This window comes from Roseobacter sp. (genome assembly GCF_045106495.1).
Classification (GTDB): Bacteria; Pseudomonadota; Alphaproteobacteria; order Rhodobacterales; family Rhodobacteraceae; genus Roseobacter.
On the sequence record NZ_JBGCEQ010000041.1, the window covers coordinates 61,774 to 78,730 of the forward strand.

Consider the following 16,957-nt stretch of genomic DNA (forward strand, 5'->3'; position numbering starts at 1 on the left):
ACCTTGCAGCCCGCATGGGGTCTGGTGCCGGTCTCGTTGTTTTCGGTCTTTGGGGAGTCTGGGCCGGTGGTCATGTCTTCCATGCCATGGTTGCGACAATATGTGGCCTGATGGTTTGGGAACTGGCCGTGATGTTGCGCGCGTCGCGAGACAAGTGTTTGCAACTGGGGCTCTTGACCGGGTGCGCAGCCTTTGCAGCGATCTATCTGCCCTCTGGTTTCGCTTTGCCAATTCTGCTGGCCGCAGCTCTGGTCGGTTTTGGTCAGTTGCGTCAGTTCAAAGCCATCTACATGGTGTTCTCGGTGATGGTATTGTTGGCGGGTTATGGCATGATGTCGGTCCGCGACGATCTTGGATTTCACTGGATGCTCTGGTTGGTGTTGGTGGTGGTGGTCACCGATGTAGTCGGCTATTTTGCGGGCCGTATGATCGGCGGGCCAAAATTTTGGCCACGCGTCAGCCCCAAGAAAACATGGTCCGGAACTGTTTTTGGATGGGGGGGAGCTGCTATTGTGGGCGCCACATTCATGTCGACCACGGGCAGTGGATGGCAGTTGATCGGTGTGTCGATTGCGGTCTCGATGGCCAGTCAAATGGGTGACATCGCTGAAAGCGCCATCAAACGTCGGGTCGGCGTCAAGGACAGTTCTAACTTGATCCCGGGTCATGGCGGTTTGCTGGATCGGTTTGATGGCATGCTCGGGGCATCCGTTTTTCTGTTGATCATCGGCGGGCCCTTGATGGGGCCAGCTATTGTGCCGGGATAAGTCATGCGTCGGGTGAGCATCTTTGGCGCGACGGGTTCGATTGGCCAAAACACCATTGACCTGATCGCGCGTGCACCGGAGGATTACCACGTCGTCGCGCTGACAGGTGCCTCAAACATCAAGCTATTGGCTGCGGATGCGATCCGGCTCAAGGCCGAAGTTGCGGTTACGGCGCATGAACATTTGTTGCCAGACTTGCGTACATCACTTGCCGGGTCCGGGGTCGAAGCGCAGGCAGGCGGACAAGCGATAATCGAAGCCGCCGCACGACCGGCGGATTGGATCATGTCCGCGATTGTCGGGGCCGCGGGCTTGGCCCCTGGGTTGCAGGCTCTAAAGCAAGGCACCACATTGGCGCTGGCCAACAAGGAATCGCTGGTCTGCGCCGGTGCTTTGATGTTGGAAACGGCCAAAACCCATAATGCACGCCTTTTACCGGTCGACAGTGAACATTCAGCGGTGTTTCAGGCGTTGGTGGGCGAAGATATGGCGGCGGTCGAGCGGGTAATCATAACCGCAAGCGGCGGTGCGTTCCGCGACTGGCCCGTCGAGAACTTGGCGCAAGCGACGCTGGATCAGGCATCCAGCCACCCCAACTGGGATATGGGTCAAAGGATTACAATCGATTCTGCATCTATGTTTAACAAAGCCATGGAGCTTATTGAAACGCGAGAATATTTTGGCGTTCGACCCGACCAAATCGAAGTGCTGGTGCATCCCGAATCCATAATCCATGCCCTTGTCGGATTCTCCGATGGTGCCTTGATGGCCCATGTGGGACCGCCTGACATGCGCCATGCCATCGGGTACGCGTTGCATTGGCCTAGTCGGCGGGCTTTGCCGGTCGAACGATTGGATCTGGCGCAGGTTGCAACGCTGAGTTTCCGCGCGCCATGTGACACGCGCTGGCCTGCGCTGCGGCTTGCACGCGAGGTGATGGAATCCGGCGGCTTGGCGGGCGCGGTTTTCAATGCATCCAAGGAGACGGCGTTGGATGGTTTCATCGCCGGAGAGATCGGTTTCAACGAAATGGCAATGATTGTGGAAGAAGTTCTGGGCATCATGTCGGACACCCCCAATCACATTGATGCCACTATGACCCTTGATAACGTGGCCCAAGTGGACCATTTGGCACGACAAGAGAGCCGTCGGGTCATACAGAAAAGAGCAGGTTAGAATTTGGATATTTTTGCGTTTATCCCTCAGTTTGGCGGGTTGATCTGGACATTGGCCGCCTTTGTGCTGGCTCTGTCCGTCATTGTCGCGATTCACGAATATGGTCACTATATCGTGGGCCGTTGGTCCGGCATTCACGCGGATGTGTTCTCCTTGGGCTTCGGTCCGGTTTTGTGGTCTCGGGTGGACCGGCGTGGGACCAAGTGGCAAGTCGCAGCACTCCCTTTTGGCGGATATGTAAAATTTGCAGGGGATTCCAATGCCGCCTCCGGCAAGGACGAAGAGGCGATGGCACAGGCGGAAGCGGACCCGGAGAGATTGCGGGCGACCATGCACGGCGCACCCCTGTGGGCACGGACCGCGACGGTTGCCGCAGGCCCACTCTTCAACTTTGCTTTGTCGATCCTCGTTTTTGCCACTGTCGTTCTCACGAGCGGTGTATCACGCGACCAATTGACGGTGGGCGAATTGCGTCCCTTGCCCGTCGCGGACCGTGGTCTGGAAAGCGGAGACGAGATTATTCGCATCAATGGCGCCGACCTACCCAGCACTCAAGATGCCGTCGCCTATGCTGATTTCATCGACGCCATCCCGATGGTGCCAACGCTTGACTACACGGTCAAGCGGGGAGACACGGAGCGTGACGTGTCCGGGGCATTTTTGTTGCCGCCGCTGGTCACAGGCGTCAGCCCACAAAGCGCGGCGATGGGCGCAGGCCTCGCCGTGGGCGATGTGATCATCTCGATTGATGACACGCAGATTTTTGCATTTGATCAGCTCAAAGCAGCCGTTGAAGGCGGCAATGGTGCGCCGTTGGCTCTAGGCGTTTGGCGAAACGGCGAAGAGTTGGCGATGACGCTGACCCCGAAACGCGTGGATGAACCGCAACCCGAAGGTGGTTTTGCAACGCAGTGGCGTATCGGCATCGCGGGGGGATTGGCCTTCGAGGCTGCAACACAAACACCCGGTATCGGCGAGGCACTGATGACCGGTGTGCGGCAAACGGGGCGGATCATCGAAGGGTCTCTATCCGGTTTGGGTCATATGATTACCGGTGCGATCAGCACATGCAATCTCAGCGGACCCATTGGTATCGCGCAGACGTCAGGAGCCATGGCCAGTCAGGGCGCTCAATCTTTCATCTGGTTCATTGCCGTGCTGAGCACCGCTGTGGGTCTCCTGAACCTTTTTCCGGTCCCGGCTCTGGATGGTGGGCATCTTGTGTTTTATGCCTACGAAGCCGTTGCTGGCAAACCCCCAAGCGACAAGGCGCTGCGCGTTTTGATGACGTTTGGTCTGGCCGCTGTTTTGACGTTGATGGTTTTCGCCTTGGGCAATGACATCTTCTGCCCATGAACACGCTAAAAAGTTTGGTCCAGACCGTATTTGGTCATATTGGCGCCGCAATTTTCTTTTATTTTGAGAATTCGTTGTCGGAGAAAACCAATGCAAGCAATGCATAACGGATATAGTGGACTAGGACTTTTGATGGATCTCAATTGGGATCGTGCTCTTTATGTCGCAACCATCGCGCTGGCTTTGGGAGCAGGCGCTTGGGTAGGAACTATTTTTGGTTGAATTTTCCAGCATTTATGTCTCTGGCTTAAATGTTGAACGAAAAGCGATGACGGGCTGAAAAGCGCTCATATAGTTGTTGCTTGTTTTTTGGCCACATGGTTTTGACAAATCTTGCCAATATGGATACTCAGATATTAATAAAAAATCTGAGGATCGAGGCAGATTATGAGACGAGGGACATTGGGCGCAGATCCAAGTAAGCTTGCACATCGTAAACCACTGAAATCATGGCTGCAATTGTGCAGTTTTTTCCTACTGCTGTCAGCGGCCTGGTTTGTGCCTGCGGAACCTGTTCAAGCGCAGCAGTTTACGCTCAATTCCATCTCTATTGACGGCAATGTGCGCGTCGGCGATGCGGCTATTCTGACACGGGCGGGTCTTGCGCCCGGCCAGACCGTAAGTGCCGCGCAGTTGAACACGGCGCTGCAACAACTCAACGATTCTGGATTGTTCGAAAAGGTAGACTTCGAGCCTCAAGGCAGTGCGTTGCGCATCACAGTTGTCGAGTTCCCAACAATCAACCGCATTAGCTTTGAAGGCAATGCCCGCATCGAAGACGATGCACTTGCCGCCGCGATCAACTCCAACGAACGACGTGTTTTCAACCCGTCTCAGGCCGAGCGTGACGCGGGTCTGATCGCCGATGCCTATGCCAATGAAGGGCGTCTGGCAGCCAAAGTCACCCCAACAATAATCCGGCGCTCCGACAATCGCGTGGATTTGGTGTTTGAAATCTTTGAAGGCGACAACATCGAGATTGAACGTCTTAGTTTTGTTGGCAACAGGGCCTATTCCGACCGACGTTTGCGCAGGGTTTTGGATACGAAACAAGCGGGTCTGTTTCGCGCTTTTGTACGGGCCGATTTGTTGGTCGCTGACCGCATAGAATTCGACAAGCAGTTGCTGCGCGACTTTTACCTATCGCGTGGATACATCGATTTTCGCACGAATTCCGTGAATGCCGAATTGACCGAAGAACGCGACGCTTATTTCCTTGTGTTCAACATTCAGGAAGGTCAGCAATTCCGCTTTGGTGAAATTACTGTAACCAGCACAATCCCTGGAGCTGAGTCGGATGTCTATCGCGACGTTGCCAAAATCAAACCGGGCGTCGTTTATTCCCCGACATTGTTGGAGGCGGATATTGCACGCATGGAGCGCCAGGCTCTGCGAGACGGCGTGGATTTCCTGCGTGTCGAGCCGCGCGTCACGCGCGATGATCGAAATCTGCGTCTGAATATTGAGTATGTGTTGTCTCGAGGCCCACGCGTTTTTGTTGAACGCATAGACATTGAGGGCAATACCACAACGCAGGATCAGGTGATCCGACGTCAGTTCAAAAGCGTGGAGGGTGACCCATTCAATCCGCGAGAAATCCGTGAAGCGGCGGAACGCATCCGCGCTTTGGGCTATTTTGAAACAGCCGATGTCAATGCCCGCGAGGGGACGTCTCCGGATCAGGTTGTGGTTGATGTCGACGTGATCGAAGCGCCCACAGGCTCGTTCAGTTTTGGTGCCTCCTTTTCAAACAACGATGGTATCGGTTTTGCCATTCGTTTCGCTGAAGAAAACTTCTTGGGAAGGGGTCAGCGGCTGGCCTTAAATATCGAAACAACCGAAGATTCGCGGCGTTATGGTATCAACTTTGTCGAACCGGCCTTCCTGGGTCGGGACCTGGCGTTTGGTCTGCGACTGGATATCGCTGAAACAGACAGCTCTTTTACCACATACGATACCGAGCGGTTTTTGTTCCAACCCTCGCTCACATTCCCGGTGGCCGAAAACACAAGGCTGCAATTGCGATACACCTTGGAAGATTCCGAGATGCAGCAACGGAACCCAGCCGTCAACGGCGTGGTCATCGGAAACGAAATCGCCGTGGGAGAACAGCTTAGCAGCGCGGTCGGGTACGAGCTTACATATGACACGCGCCTAAGCGGCTTGGACCCGAACTCTGGATACCTACTCGAGTTTGCGCAGGACTTTGCGGGTCTTGGCGGTGACAGCCAATACATCAAGACTGTGGGTCGTGTCGTGGGGCAGACCAAGGTGCTCAGCGAGGAAGTAACTTTGCGAGCCACTTTGGAAGGGGGCGCTTTGTCATGGTCCAGCGGAACCAATCGGGCGGTCGACCGATTTTTGTTGAATACCAATATCATGCGCGGGTTTGAACCCGGAGGTATCGGTCCACGCGACCTGTCCGTCAGCACAGAGGATCCATTGGGTGGAAACCTCTATGTCGTCGCCCGGCTTGAAGCCGAATTCCCATTGGGATTGCCCGAGGAATATGGCATCACTGGCGGCCTCTTTTATGATGTGGGCAACCTGTGGGATCTGAGCGACGTCGATGTGACAGGCGGCAATATTGTTGGCGAGGGCGGGTCTTTCCGGCACGTCATCGGGTTTGCCATTCTGTGGAATACGCCGGTCGGGCCATTGCGGTTTAACTTCACCGATGCGTTGCGCAAGGAAGAGTTTGACCGCGATCAGTCTTTCGAGTTGACGCTCAGCACGACTTTCTGATCCGATGGGGCGCGCAGTTGGCCTCTTATTTTTGGCGATTTCGATGTGGTTGTGCATTGCAGGCAGCGATGCACAGGCACAACGCATTGGTCCAATCCAGTCTCCGATTTTGACCATCGACTCAGAGCGTCTTTTTTCCGAGAGCGCATTCGGGCAACGGGTTGTAAGCGAATTCGAGGAGCGCGGCGCAGAGCTTGCCGCCGAGAACCGTCGCATTGAAGAGGAATTGTCTTTGGAAGAGAAAGACCTGACCGAAAAGCGTGCAACCATGCCTGCGCCTGAATTTCGCGAACTGGCGGATGCTTTCGATGAAAAGGTGCAGGTCACACGCCGGACGCAAGATGCCAAGACCCGGGACTTGAACGTTGCGCTGGAAGGGCGGCGGGTGGTTTTTCTTAACGCGGCTGCTCCCATTCTGGAACAATTGATGCGCGAGGCAGGCGCGGCCGTTATTTTGGAGCGGCGGTCCATTTTTCTGAGCTCCAATGCCATTGATGTGACCCGCACCGCCATCGACCGGCTAGACACCGTTCTTGGGGATGGGAGCGACGCACCTGAGCAATAGTCATGGCGTGGAGTGCTTGCTCCGTGCAAGATGAGTTGTTAGGCAGAGGGCCAAGCCCTTGAGGACAAAAGGAGCCGCTATGACCAGCCCTCAAACCCATGCTGACATCCAATTGATCCAGCGCATCCTCCCACATCGCTATCCATTTCTCTTGGTGGACAAGGTGGTTGATATCGATGGCACCGCGTCCGCTATGGGCATCAAAAACGTCACCATGAACGAGCCGCATTTTCAGGGTCATTTTCCGGGTATGCCTATTATGCCAGGAGTGACAATTGTCGAGGCTATGGCGCAAACGGCTGCCGTGATGGTTGGTGTGACGCTTGAGATGGCGGATAAGGAAATGAAAGTCTATTTCATGGCGATTGAAAAGGCCAAGTTCCGCCGTAAGGTTATTCCAGGCGATGTGCTGGAAATGAAGTTACAAACATTGCGTGGCAAGCCTGGTGGTAAGGTATGGCGCTTTGGCGGCGTGGCGTCGGTCGAAGGTGATATGGCCGCCGAGTGTGAGTTCACCGCGATGATGGATCTGAACTAGGCCATGAGCAACATTCACCCCAGTGCCGTAATCGAAGCGGGCGCGCAGGTTGATCCTGCAGCGCAGGTCGGCCCGTTTTGCGTTGTTGGGGCAGAAGTTTCGCTTGCTGCCGGCGTTCAACTCAAGAGCCATGTTGTGGTCACCGGACGCACGGAAATTGGAGAAGATACAGTCATCTTTCCTTTCGCCGTGATCGGAGAGATTCCGCAAGACCTCAAGTTCAAGGGCGAAGCCACGCGGCTTGTGATCGGCAAGCGCAACCGGATCCGCGAACATGTCACCATGAACAGCGGCACCGAAGGCGGTGGCGGGGTCACACGCATTGGCGATGATGGGTTGTTTATGGCGGGCTGCCACATTGCCCATGATGCGGTGATTGGGCACCGTTGTATCATCGTGAACTCGGTGGCGATTGCCGGGCATTGTGTGCTTGAGGATGATGTTATTGTGGGTGGTCTTTCGGGTGTGCATCAATTCGTGCGCATCGGACGCGGCGCCATCATCGGCGCGGTGACCATGGTGACAAATGATGTGATCCCATACGGCCTAGTACAAGCGCCACGTGGCGAGTTGGATGGGTTGAACTTGGTCGGGTTAAAAAGGCGTGGCGTGGCGCGCTCCGATATTACGGCTTTGCGTGCGGCATTTCAAATGCTGGCGCAGGGCGAGGGGACATTCCACGATCGAGCGCGCCGTTTGGCAGATGAGACGACAAGCGACTATGTGCGTGAGATTGTCAGCTTCATTTTGGCTGACAGTGACCGCCACTTTCTGACACCGCGCTGATGCTGGCCCTGATCGCAGGACGCGGAGGGTTACCCACCCGCATTGCACAGGCTCAGGCGCAAATGCCTTTGATTTGTGTGTTGAAAGGGTTTGAACCCGACGGACTGACCGCCGATATCACCTTTCGGCTTGAGCATCTGGGAACCCTTTTGGCGGATCTGAAAAGCCGGGGTGTATTGGAGGTATGCCTTTGCGGTGCGATTGAACGCCCGCCTGTCGATCCAACGGCCCTGGATGCCGCAACCTTGCCGTTCGTCCCCATTATCATGAAGGCTTTGAGCGCCGGGGATGATGGTGCCCTGCGCGCCGCGATTGCCGTTTTCGAAGATCAGGGTTTCGAGATCCGTGCCGCGCACGATCTCGTCGCGGATTTGCTGATTCCCGAGGGGGTTCTCAGCGCTGTGTCACCGGATGATCAGATGATCGCCGATGCAGCACGCGCAAATGCGGTCCTGGCGGCCTTGGCTCCTTTGGATGTGGGGCAGGGCTGTGTCGTTGGGGCTGGTCAGATCTGGGGCATCGAAACGCTGGGCGGTACCGATCATATGTTGAACACTCTGCCGGAGGGTGTCGCCAAGGCGCGCGCCTTGTTGGTCAAGAAGCCCAAAGAGGCGCAAGACCGCCGCGTTGACATGCCGACCATTGGATCGGGAACCATTGCGGCAGCCGTCCGCGCGGGTCTGGCCGGGATCTGTGTTGAAGCAGGCAGCGTCATTCTTTTGGAACCCGAGGCCACGCTGGCCGCTGCGGATGCGGCAGGTTTGGTACTTTGGGCGCGTGATACGCCCTGATGCGTATCTTTGTCATTGCAGGTGAGCCTTCAGGCGACAAATTGGGCGGCGCTTTGATGAAGGGGTTGAACCAACTTCATTCGGACATCACGTTCGATGGCATCGGCGGACCGGACATGCAAGCGCAAGGCTTGCAAAGCCGCTTTCCCATGGAAGAACTAAGCGTCATGGGGATTGCAGAAATCCTGCCCAAATACCGTGCGCTCATGACGCGGATCAATGAAACAGCCGCGGCGGCGGTCCAATGGGCGCCGGACGTGCTGATTACCATCGACAGTCCGGATTTTTCCTTGCGGGTTGCGCGCCGGGTCAAATCGGTCTCCAACATCAGAACCGTGCACTATGTCGCCCCGACCGTATGGGCCTGGCGCGCTGGGCGTGCAAAAAAGATGGCAGAGGTGATTGATCAGGTGCTCGCGCTCTTTCCATTTGAGCCACCTCTCATGTCAGTCGGCAATATGGTCTGTGATTTTGTCGGCCACCCGGTGGTGGCCGAACCGAAGGCCAGCGACGTAGACGCTTTGGCCTTTCGGACCGATCATGGAATCGGTGCATCGCCGATGTTGCTAGCCCTGCCGGGTTCGCGACGTGGCGAGGTATCCCGTCTGGCTGGTGTTTTTGGCAAGTCAATTGAGCCTGTGTTGTCACGGCACCCCGATCTGAAAGTCGTTGTTCCCGCCGCTGCACCGGTTGTTGATCTGGTGCGCGATCAAGTTCGTGCCTGGCCTGTGAAACCCGTTGTTCTGGACCCGCGCGGCGTGCCGCTTGCCAAGACCGGTAACCTCAAGCGCGCGGCCTTTCGCGCGGCGGACATCGCATTGGCCGCATCAGGAACGGTATCATTGGAACTGGCGGCCGCCCGCACACCGATGGTGATTGCTTACAAGATGAACTGGCTGACGTTTCGGTTGATCCGGGCGATGGCCTTGATCGACACTGTAACGCTCGTCAATTTGGTGTCAGAGACGCGGTTTGTGCCAGAATTTTTGGGTCCCAAGTGTCAACCGGACCAGATTGGTCACGCCATGTTGCAAATCATGGATGACCCCGAGGCACAGTTGCAGGCAATGGACGCCACGATGCAACTGCTCGGCGATGGGGGCGAGGATCCCGGGTTGCGTGCCGCCCGCGCTGTTCTTATGCGTCTATAACGCAAGCGGGTGAAAACGGCAGGCTTCGCTTGACGCCTTTAGGTCGTGCAAGTTGCCACTGTCGCGCATGTGACCCGGATGCCGCATCGTTCAACCTTTGTGGATCCAACCGCCGCCATAGATGCGGGTGCTTTCAGGATCGTAGAAGACACAGGCCTGACCTGGCGATACGCCTTCCTCAGGTGTGACAAGTTCCACAGTGGCCTGGCTGGCATTGATCGGGCGAATGATCGCTTCTGTTGGAGGGCGTGTCGATCGAACTTTGACAGCCAGTTGCCAGGCATCTTTGGATGCGAAGGGCTCATCGCCCAGCCAATTGATCTCGCGCACAGGGACGGTTCTTGTTGCGAGCAGGTCTTTCGGGCCGACCACCACGGATTTTGTTTCGGCGTCAAGCCTGATCACGTAAAGCGGGTCGGTGAGCCCACCGATGCCCAACCCGCGACGCTGACCAATAGTATAGTTGATAACGCCCTCGTGGCGCCCGAGAACGCGCCCGTCTACATGCACAATATTACCGGGGTCCGCGGCTTCCGGGCGCAGCTTTCGGATTACCGAAGCATAGTCGCCGTTGGGCACGAAACATATGTCCTGACTGTCGGGTTTGTCAGCGACACTAAGATTGTATTTTGTGGCGAGCGCCCGCGTGTCAGCTTTGGACGCCAGATGTCCTAGTGGGAAGCGCAAGAAATCGAGTTGTTCAGCGGTGGTTGAGAACAGAAAATAGCTTTGGTCGCGCGAGGCATCGGCTGCTGCATGCAATTGAGCACTTTGAGGGCCGGGAAAGCGTTGAATATAGTGCCCGGTTGCCATGCAGTCTGCGTCAAGGTCTTTGGCCGTTTCCAGTAGGTCTTTGAACTTCACCCGCTCGTTGCAGCGAATGCAGGGAACTGGCGTGGCACCGCCCAAATAGCTGTCTGCGAACTCGTCAATCACCGCATCTTTAAAAATGTTCTCATAATCTAACACGTAATGCGGGAATCCCATTTGCTCTGCGACTCGTCGTGCGTCGTGAATATCTAGACCTGCGCAGCATGCGCCTTTTTTGGCCAGAGCGGCGCCGTGATCGTAAAGTTGGAGGGTTACGCCAACCACGTCATAGCCCTCTTCAGCCAACATAGCAGCGACAACAGAGCTATCTACGCCGCCGGACATAGCAACGACAACCCGCGTATCGGCGGGTGCTTTGGCAAAGCCAAGTGAGTTCAGCGAGGGCTTGTTGTCGAGCGCCATAACGTTTTCTCCGGATATTGCGAGGAAATATAGGAAAATCCTAATTACTCTCAATAGGCGGCTTCATCGGTCTTTAAGGCGATAACGTCAAGGTTCCTGCAAATGAGTAACTACGGGTATGAGTGATGTATCTAAAGAAAGTTGATGGTCCGCGGTCAGTGACCCTTGCTGATGGCAGCGTCATGACGCTTGCTGATTTGCCTCCTGCGAATACACGGCGCTGGGTAGCCTCGCGCAAGGCTGCTGTTGTGCGCGGAGTTGCCTATGGTTTGATGACTCAAAGTGACGCGTTGAAACGATATCAGATCAGCAGTGACGAGTTTCAGGAGTGGGTGAAAGCCGTATCTGAACATGGAGAAGACGCGTTGAAAGCCACGACCCTACAAAAATATAGACAACCATAAGTTGTTAACGTAATATTCGTACAAACGGTAACGTGTGGTTAACCTTTTTTGTTCAGGTTAACGAGAAGACAAACGTTCATCCGATGCGGAGATTAATATGCGCGTACTGCTTGTGGAAGACGATCCCACGACCTCGAAAAGCATTGAGCTAATGCTCACTCATGCGAACTTGAATGTCTATGCGACAGACCTGGGGGAAGAAGGGATAGATCTTGCAAAACTGTACGACTATGACCTGATCCTGCTGGACCTTGATCTGCCGGACATGAATGGCCACGAAGTGTTGCGCCAATTGAGGTTGTCGCGCATTGAAACCCCTATTTTGATCTTGTCCGGTGCGGATGACACGGAGAACAAGATCAAAGGTTTCGGGTTTGGCGCAGACGACTACCTGACAAAGCCCTTCCACCGGGAAGAACTAGTTGCCCGCATCCATGCAATCATTCGCCGCTCCAAAGGGCATTCGCAATCTGTGATCGACACAGGTCGGATTTCGGTAAACCTGGATGCGAAAACCGTCAGTTCAGACAACAAAGCAATTCATCTAACCGGCAAAGAATACCAGATGCTGGAGCTTCTTTCCCTGCGAAAGGGAACGACGTTGACGAAGGAAATGTTCCTCAACCATCTTTATGGCGGGATGGATGAGCCAGAACTGAAAATCATCGATGTGTTTATCTGCAAGCTGCGCAAAAAACTAAGCGTTGCAACAGGTGGTGAGAACTACATCGAAACAGTTTGGGGCCGTGGTTATGTTCTGCGAGACCCGGAGCCGAGCCAAGTAGACGATCCGCAACGGCTTGCGGTAGGCGCTTAACCGAAAAAAATTGTTCCGGATCATTGAACCGGAGCACGCGTTACCAAAAAAGCGTCGGCATTTTATTAGACTGGACCTGACCCTTACCTGCGCATATCTACAAGGATAGTGAGCAATCAAGGGTCGGGTTTTGGCGTCTTTGACCAATATCGATGAAATGGACGAAGCCTCTGCAAAGGCTGAACTGAAGCGTCTTTCAGACATTCTGCATCGGGCAAACAAAGCGTACCACACGCAAGATGCGCCCACGATATCAGACGCAGAATTTGATTCACTAAAATTGCGCAATCTGGCAATTGAAAAACAGTTTCCACATCTAAAACATCGCGATAGCCCTTCTGATCAAGTGGGAGCTGCGCCAGCGGAGGGGTTCTCAAAGGTCATCCATTCCGTCGCGATGCTGTCATTGTCGAACGCGTTTCATGCCTCGGATGTTACTGATTTTGACGCGCGTATTCGGAAGTATCTGGGAATGTCGCCAGATGAATCTCTCACCTACACGGCGGAACCGAAAATCGATGGCTTGTCGCTGTCGCTGCGATACGAGGCGGGACAGCTGGTGCAAGCGGCTACGCGGGGTGATGGTTCTGTTGGCGAAAACGTAACTGCAAATGCCCGTTCCATTGCTGATATTCCAGATACTATACCGGATGCTCCAGATGTGCTCGAAGTGCGCGGCGAAGTGTATATGTCGCATCCGGATTTCACTGCGCTGAACAGCCGGCAGAAAGAAATCGGAGGCAAGGTTTTCGCCAACCCAAGAAATGCGGCGGCCGGGTCTTTGCGCCAGTTGGACGCGCAGATCACGCGCGCTAGGCCATTACATTTCTTTGCCTACGCCTGGGGGGAATTGTCTGATACGTTGGGTCTTTCGCAAATGGATGCGATTGCGCAGTTGGGCGAATTCGGTTTTTCGATCAATCCCTTGACGAGACTTTGTACCGGGCCAGACGCGCTTTTGGAGCACTACGCCGACATCGAAGAAAAACGCGCGACGTTGGGCTACGACATCGATGGTGTTGTCTACAAAGTAAATGATCTGAAACTACAGCAAAGGCTTGGCTTCCGATCCACCACGCCAAGATGGGCGACGGCGCATAAATTCCCCGCTGAGCTTGCGTGGACGCGTCTTGAGAGTATCGATATTCAGGTTGGCCGCACCGGAGCATTATCACCTGTGGCGCGGTTATCCCCCGTGACTGTGGGCGGCGTTGTCGTATCCAATGCGACCCTTCACAACGAAGACTATATCGCTGGCCGGGATAACAAAGGCGGAATTCTGCGGGAAGGGAAAGACATTCGTGAGGGCGACTGGGTGCAAGTCTACCGGGCTGGTGATGTGATCCCCAAGGTCGCGGATGTCGATTTAAGTAAGCGTCCTTCCGAAGCAAAGCCCTATGAGTTTCCTACCACATGCCCAGAATGCGCCAGCGCAGCTTTGCGTGAAGAAGGGGATGCGGTCAGGCGCTGCACTGGTGGCCTGATCTGCCCTGCGCAAGCAGTGGAAAAGCTGAAACACTTCGTATCGCGCGCGGCATTTGACATAGAAGGGCTGGGCGCCAAACAGGTCGAACAATTCTATGCGGATAACTGGATCAAGGAACCCGCTGACATTTTCACACTGCGCGCGCGGTTTGGCGAGGGAATGCAACAGCTCAAAAACCGAGAAGGTTGGGGCGAAAAATCTGCACAGAACCTGTTTGATGCGATCGATGAAAAACGTTCAATATTGCTCTCCCGTCTCATTTTTTCTTTAGGGATCAGACACGTCGGAGAGGCCGCATCTAATCTGATTGCCATGCACTACGGCAGTTGGGCCAAATTTGATACAGCGATGCGTGAAGCGCAGAGCATGTCCGGTGCCGCTTGGGATGACTTGATTGCGATTGATGGAGTTGGTGCGGTCATGGCTGAATCCTTGACGCAAACCCTTGCCCAGCAGGCTGAACGCGCATCGATTAATCGCCTGATCGATGAACTCACCGTTCAACCGGTCGAGCGTCCCGAAGTAGCTGACAGCCCCGTTGTCGGTAAAACAATTGTCTTCACTGGAACCTTGGAAAAAATGACCCGCGCGGAAGCAAAAGTGCGAGCTGAAGGGCTGGGCGCAAAGGTCTCTGGTTCCGTTTCCGCTAAAACCGATATTCTGGTGGCTGGTCCGGGCGCCGGATCCAAGGCGAAAAAAGCGGCTGAACTTGGTATTGAAACCTTGGACGAAGACGGCTGGCTCGCCCTGATAGCGGACACATGAGCGGTCGCCCCGAGCGGCTTTTCCGATTGTTTGCCGAGGTGCAAACCCTGTCAGGAATTGGGCCCAAATCGGCAGTGAATTTGCGTGCGTTGGGTGTCGAAGCGCCGCGCGATCTGATTTTTACCTTGCCTCATACGAGCATCGATCGCCGATTGAAAAGCTCAATCAATGGATCCGTTTTGCCAGCTGTTCTGACGGTGACAGTCACTGTCGGCAATCATATCGCAGCCCGCACCAAGGGTGGCGCGTATCGCATTAATGTCGAAGATGAAGAGACACATTTCCAACTGGTTTTTTTCCATGCGCGTGGAGATTACTGGCGCAAGGCTCTGCCAGAAGGCAGCAGGCGCATTGTTTCAGGCAAAGTCGAATCCTTTGATGGCATGGCGCAAATGGTGCATCCCGATCATATCGTGCCCGAAGATGCGGCAGACGACATTCCGGAATTTGAACCTGTGTATCCTCTCACGGCCGGGATCACTCAAAAAGTGATGTTCAAAGCCACTCGTGCGGCGGCGGCTTTGGTTCCCGAGTTTCCGGAGTGGATTGATCCGGCCCAAAAAACACGCGCAGGGTGGCCAGATTTTGACCAAGCTGTGCACAGAGCACATAATCCGCACGATCAAGACGATACGCTGGCTACGGATCCGGCGCGGGAACGGTTGGCTTATGATGAGTTGTTGGCACATCAACTGACGCTGGCCCTTGCGCGATCCATTGAAAGACGTCGAGCCGGGCGCAGCAGCATTGGCTATGGCAAGCTGCAAGCAAAGGTCTTGGCATCACTGCCTTACCAGGCGACGGGGGCCCAGAGCCGCGCAATAGAAGACCTCAATCGCGATATGGCCGATCCTTCGCGCATGAACCGATTGCTCCAAGGCGATGTGGGTTCGGGCAAAACGCTGGTGGCCTTCATGGCATTGCTGCGCGCGGTAGAAGCGGGCGGGCAGGGGGTAATGATGGCACCCACAGAAATTCTGGCGCGGCAGCACTTGGAAAGTCTGCGACCTCTGGCAGAACATGCAGGTGTTGTTCTGGAAGTGCTGACTGGCCGCGACAAGGGAAAAGAGCGTCAGGCGAAACTGGAAGCCTTGCAGCGCGGCGACATTCACGTTTTGGTTGGCACACACGCGGTGTTCCAGGCTGACGTGTCTTTTGACGACTTGAGACTGGCCGTAATTGATGAGCAGCACCGTTTTGGCGTGCGTCAGCGGCTTGAACTGGGACGCAAGGGGGACGCTGTCGATGTGTTGGTGATGACAGCCACGCCGATACCGAGATCTTTGTCTTTGGCCCAATACGGCGACATGGATGTCTCCGTTCTCGACGAAAAACCACCCGGACGAAAACCGATCAAAACCGCCTTGGTCAGTACCGGCCGCATGGATGAAGTCGTTGAAAGACTGCGCGATGTAATCGCGTCCGGAAGTCAATGTTATTGGGTGTGTCCTTTGGTCGAGGAAAGTGAAGTGTTGGATTTGACGGCCGCAGAAGACCGGTTCAAATTTTTGCGCGCGGCATTGGGCGAAAATGTAGTCGATCTGGTACATGGCCAGATGCCTTTGGCGGGCAAAGACGCAGCCATGGCCCGGTTTCAAGCCGGTGACAGCAAGATACTTGTTGCGACAACGGTCATCGAAGTTGGGGTAAATGTGCCCAATGCGACGATCATGGTGATTGAACGGGCAGAGACATTCGGCTTGGCGCAATTGCACCAAATGCGCGGACGTGTCGGGCGCGGTGATGCGGCGTCCACGTGTTTACTGCTCTATCAATCGCCTTTGTCCGAGAATGGGCGCAAGAGGTTGGAAGTTCTGCGCGAAACTGAGGATGGTTTTGTCATTGCCGAAACCGATCTGCAGATGCGTGGCGCAGGAGACTTGATTGGCACAGCGCAGTCCGGTGTCCCCAAATTCAAGTTGGCGGATCTCGAGCGACAGGCCGGGTTGATGGCCATCGCACAAAGCGATGCGCGCGCCTTGCTCGCGGACGATCCCAAGCTGCGAAGCCCTCGAGGAGAAGCCGCAAGGCTGCTCTTATGGTTGATGCGACAGGATGAAGCCATCCGTTTGATTTCAGTGGGTTAGACAAAACACTGAGAATTACTGTCGAATGTTCTCTTTTAGTTCTTTACAAGCGGTTAAGAATATGAGAACAAATAGGCAACATACGATGGAGGTTCACATGATCACACTGCTACAAATCAAGGCCGCCGCAACACGCTCGCAAGAGACATTGCTGCACGATGCGGCAGGTGCTGCTGCTTTGATTGTGATGCTTGTGGTTGGCTTGCACCTTCCCTCTTTTGTCTGATTTCTGCCTGCGATCTCGCGCCGTTTAAGCGCGCGTACTTTCCCCAATCCAGTACGTAAGACAG

The 16,957-nt window shown here is 55.0% G+C and carries 15 protein-coding genes; 14 read left to right on the forward strand and 1 reads right to left on the reverse strand.

Annotated elements, in window-relative coordinates; all coding sequences use genetic code 11:
• Positions 1-14 precede the first annotated feature (14 nt).
• The 9 genes from AB8B75_RS19365 (at position 15) to lpxB (ending at position 9,875) form a co-directional block, all read left to right on the forward strand.
• Positions 15-767, forward strand: a complete 753-nt coding sequence (locus tag AB8B75_RS19365) for a phosphatidate cytidylyltransferase (RefSeq protein ID WP_405364507.1) — start codon at positions 15-17, stop codon at positions 765-767.
• A 3-nt stretch (positions 768-770) separates the two neighbouring features.
• The gene (gene dxr, locus AB8B75_RS19370; RefSeq protein WP_405364461.1) at positions 771-1,943 is read left to right on the forward strand and encodes a 1-deoxy-D-xylulose-5-phosphate reductoisomerase; all 1,173 of its coding nucleotides are present in this window, start codon (positions 771-773) and stop codon (positions 1,941-1,943) included.
• 3 nt (positions 1,944-1,946) lie between these two features.
• Positions 1,947-3,299, forward strand: a complete 1,353-nt coding sequence (rseP, locus tag AB8B75_RS19375) for an RIP metalloprotease RseP (RefSeq protein WP_405364462.1) — start codon at positions 1,947-1,949, stop codon at positions 3,297-3,299.
• Positions 3,300-3,686: 387 nt separating this feature from the next.
• Complete coding sequence (gene bamA, locus AB8B75_RS19380; RefSeq protein ID WP_405364463.1) at positions 3,687-6,044, forward strand: outer membrane protein assembly factor BamA; 2,358 nt, start codon at positions 3,687-3,689, stop codon at positions 6,042-6,044.
• Between the two features lie 43 nt (positions 6,045-6,087).
• Positions 6,088-6,609 (forward strand): OmpH family outer membrane protein, encoded by a 522-nt coding sequence (locus AB8B75_RS19385; RefSeq protein WP_405364464.1) that lies wholly within the window; start codon positions 6,088-6,090, stop codon positions 6,607-6,609.
• Between the two features lie 79 nt (positions 6,610-6,688).
• On the forward strand, positions 6,689-7,147 hold the full coding sequence (gene fabZ, locus AB8B75_RS19390; RefSeq protein ID WP_405364465.1) for a 3-hydroxyacyl-ACP dehydratase FabZ: 459 nt from the start codon (positions 6,689-6,691) through the stop codon (positions 7,145-7,147).
• 3 nt (positions 7,148-7,150) lie between these two features.
• Positions 7,151-7,933, forward strand: coding sequence for an acyl-ACP--UDP-N-acetylglucosamine O-acyltransferase (lpxA, locus tag AB8B75_RS19395; protein ID WP_405364466.1), 783 nt, complete (start codon positions 7,151-7,153; stop codon positions 7,931-7,933).
• Positions 7,933-8,724 (forward strand): LpxI family protein, encoded by a 792-nt coding sequence (locus tag AB8B75_RS19400; RefSeq protein WP_405364467.1) that lies wholly within the window; start codon positions 7,933-7,935, stop codon positions 8,722-8,724. The genes lpxA and AB8B75_RS19400 overlap by 1 nt, the downstream gene beginning before the upstream one ends.
• Positions 8,724-9,875 (forward strand): lipid-A-disaccharide synthase, encoded by a 1,152-nt coding sequence (lpxB, locus tag AB8B75_RS19405; protein WP_405364468.1) that lies wholly within the window; start codon positions 8,724-8,726, stop codon positions 9,873-9,875. The genes AB8B75_RS19400 and lpxB overlap by 1 nt, the downstream gene beginning before the upstream one ends.
• Positions 9,876-9,965: 90 nt before the next feature.
• Here the strand turns inward: lpxB and mnmA are convergent, their stop codons facing one another.
• A complete protein-coding gene (gene mnmA / locus AB8B75_RS19410; protein WP_405364469.1) occupies positions 9,966-11,108 on the reverse strand; it encodes a tRNA 2-thiouridine(34) synthase MnmA in 1,143 nt (380 codons plus the stop codon).
• A gap of 125 nt (positions 11,109-11,233) precedes the next feature.
• On the opposite strand from mnmA, the gene AB8B75_RS19415 reads away from it, so the two are divergent.
• From AB8B75_RS19415 to AB8B75_RS19435, 5 genes are all read left to right on the forward strand, one after another.
• On the forward strand, positions 11,234-11,512 hold the full coding sequence (locus tag AB8B75_RS19415) for a DUF1153 domain-containing protein (protein WP_405364470.1): 279 nt from the start codon (positions 11,234-11,236) through the stop codon (positions 11,510-11,512).
• 97 nt (positions 11,513-11,609) lie between these two features.
• On the forward strand, positions 11,610-12,329 hold the full coding sequence (gene ctrA / locus AB8B75_RS19420; RefSeq protein WP_405364471.1) for a response regulator transcription factor CtrA: 720 nt from the start codon (positions 11,610-11,612) through the stop codon (positions 12,327-12,329).
• 157 nt (positions 12,330-12,486) lie between these two features.
• Positions 12,487-14,580: an NAD-dependent DNA ligase LigA gene (ligA, locus tag AB8B75_RS19425; RefSeq protein ID WP_405364508.1), complete on the forward strand. Its 2,094-nt coding sequence runs from the start codon at positions 12,487-12,489 to the stop codon at positions 14,578-14,580.
• The gene (gene recG / locus AB8B75_RS19430; RefSeq protein ID WP_405364472.1) at positions 14,577-16,667 is read left to right on the forward strand and encodes an ATP-dependent DNA helicase RecG; all 2,091 of its coding nucleotides are present in this window, start codon (positions 14,577-14,579) and stop codon (positions 16,665-16,667) included. The genes ligA and recG overlap by 4 nt, the downstream gene beginning before the upstream one ends.
• A 97-nt stretch (positions 16,668-16,764) precedes the next feature.
• On the forward strand, positions 16,765-16,893 hold the full coding sequence (locus AB8B75_RS19435; RefSeq protein WP_405364473.1) for a hypothetical protein: 129 nt from the start codon (positions 16,765-16,767) through the stop codon (positions 16,891-16,893).
• Positions 16,894-16,957 lie beyond the last annotated feature (64 nt).

Excerpts from the sequence above, each read along its gene's own strand:
- AB8B75_RS19365 (WP_405364507.1), top strand. The coding sequence starts at position 15 with ATGGGGTCTGGTGCCGGTCTCGTTGTTTTCGGTCTTTGGGGAGTCTGG.
- dxr (WP_405364461.1), top strand. The coding sequence starts at position 771 with ATGCGTCGGGTGAGCATCTTTGGCGCGACGGGTTCGATTGGCCAAAAC.
- bamA (WP_405364463.1), top strand. The coding sequence starts at position 3,687 with ATGAGACGAGGGACATTGGGCGCAGATCCAAGTAAGCTTGCACATCGT.
- AB8B75_RS19385 (WP_405364464.1), top strand. The coding sequence starts at position 6,088 with ATGTGGTTGTGCATTGCAGGCAGCGATGCACAGGCACAACGCATTGGT.
- fabZ (WP_405364465.1), top strand. The coding sequence starts at position 6,689 with ATGACCAGCCCTCAAACCCATGCTGACATCCAATTGATCCAGCGCATC.
- lpxA (WP_405364466.1), top strand. The coding sequence starts at position 7,151 with ATGAGCAACATTCACCCCAGTGCCGTAATCGAAGCGGGCGCGCAGGTT.
- AB8B75_RS19400 (WP_405364467.1), top strand. The coding sequence starts at position 7,933 with ATGCTGGCCCTGATCGCAGGACGCGGAGGGTTACCCACCCGCATTGCA.
- lpxB (WP_405364468.1), top strand. The coding sequence starts at position 8,724 with ATGCGTATCTTTGTCATTGCAGGTGAGCCTTCAGGCGACAAATTGGGC.
- mnmA (WP_405364469.1), bottom strand. The coding sequence starts at position 11,108 with ATGGCGCTCGACAACAAGCCCTCGCTGAACTCACTTGGCTTTGCCAAA.
- AB8B75_RS19415 (WP_405364470.1), top strand. The coding sequence starts at position 11,234 with ATGTATCTAAAGAAAGTTGATGGTCCGCGGTCAGTGACCCTTGCTGAT.
- ctrA (WP_405364471.1), top strand. The coding sequence starts at position 11,610 with ATGCGCGTACTGCTTGTGGAAGACGATCCCACGACCTCGAAAAGCATT.
- ligA (WP_405364508.1), top strand. The coding sequence starts at position 12,487 with ATGGACGAAGCCTCTGCAAAGGCTGAACTGAAGCGTCTTTCAGACATT.
- recG (WP_405364472.1), top strand. The coding sequence starts at position 14,577 with ATGAGCGGTCGCCCCGAGCGGCTTTTCCGATTGTTTGCCGAGGTGCAA.
- AB8B75_RS19435 (WP_405364473.1), top strand. The coding sequence starts at position 16,765 with ATGATCACACTGCTACAAATCAAGGCCGCCGCAACACGCTCGCAAGAG.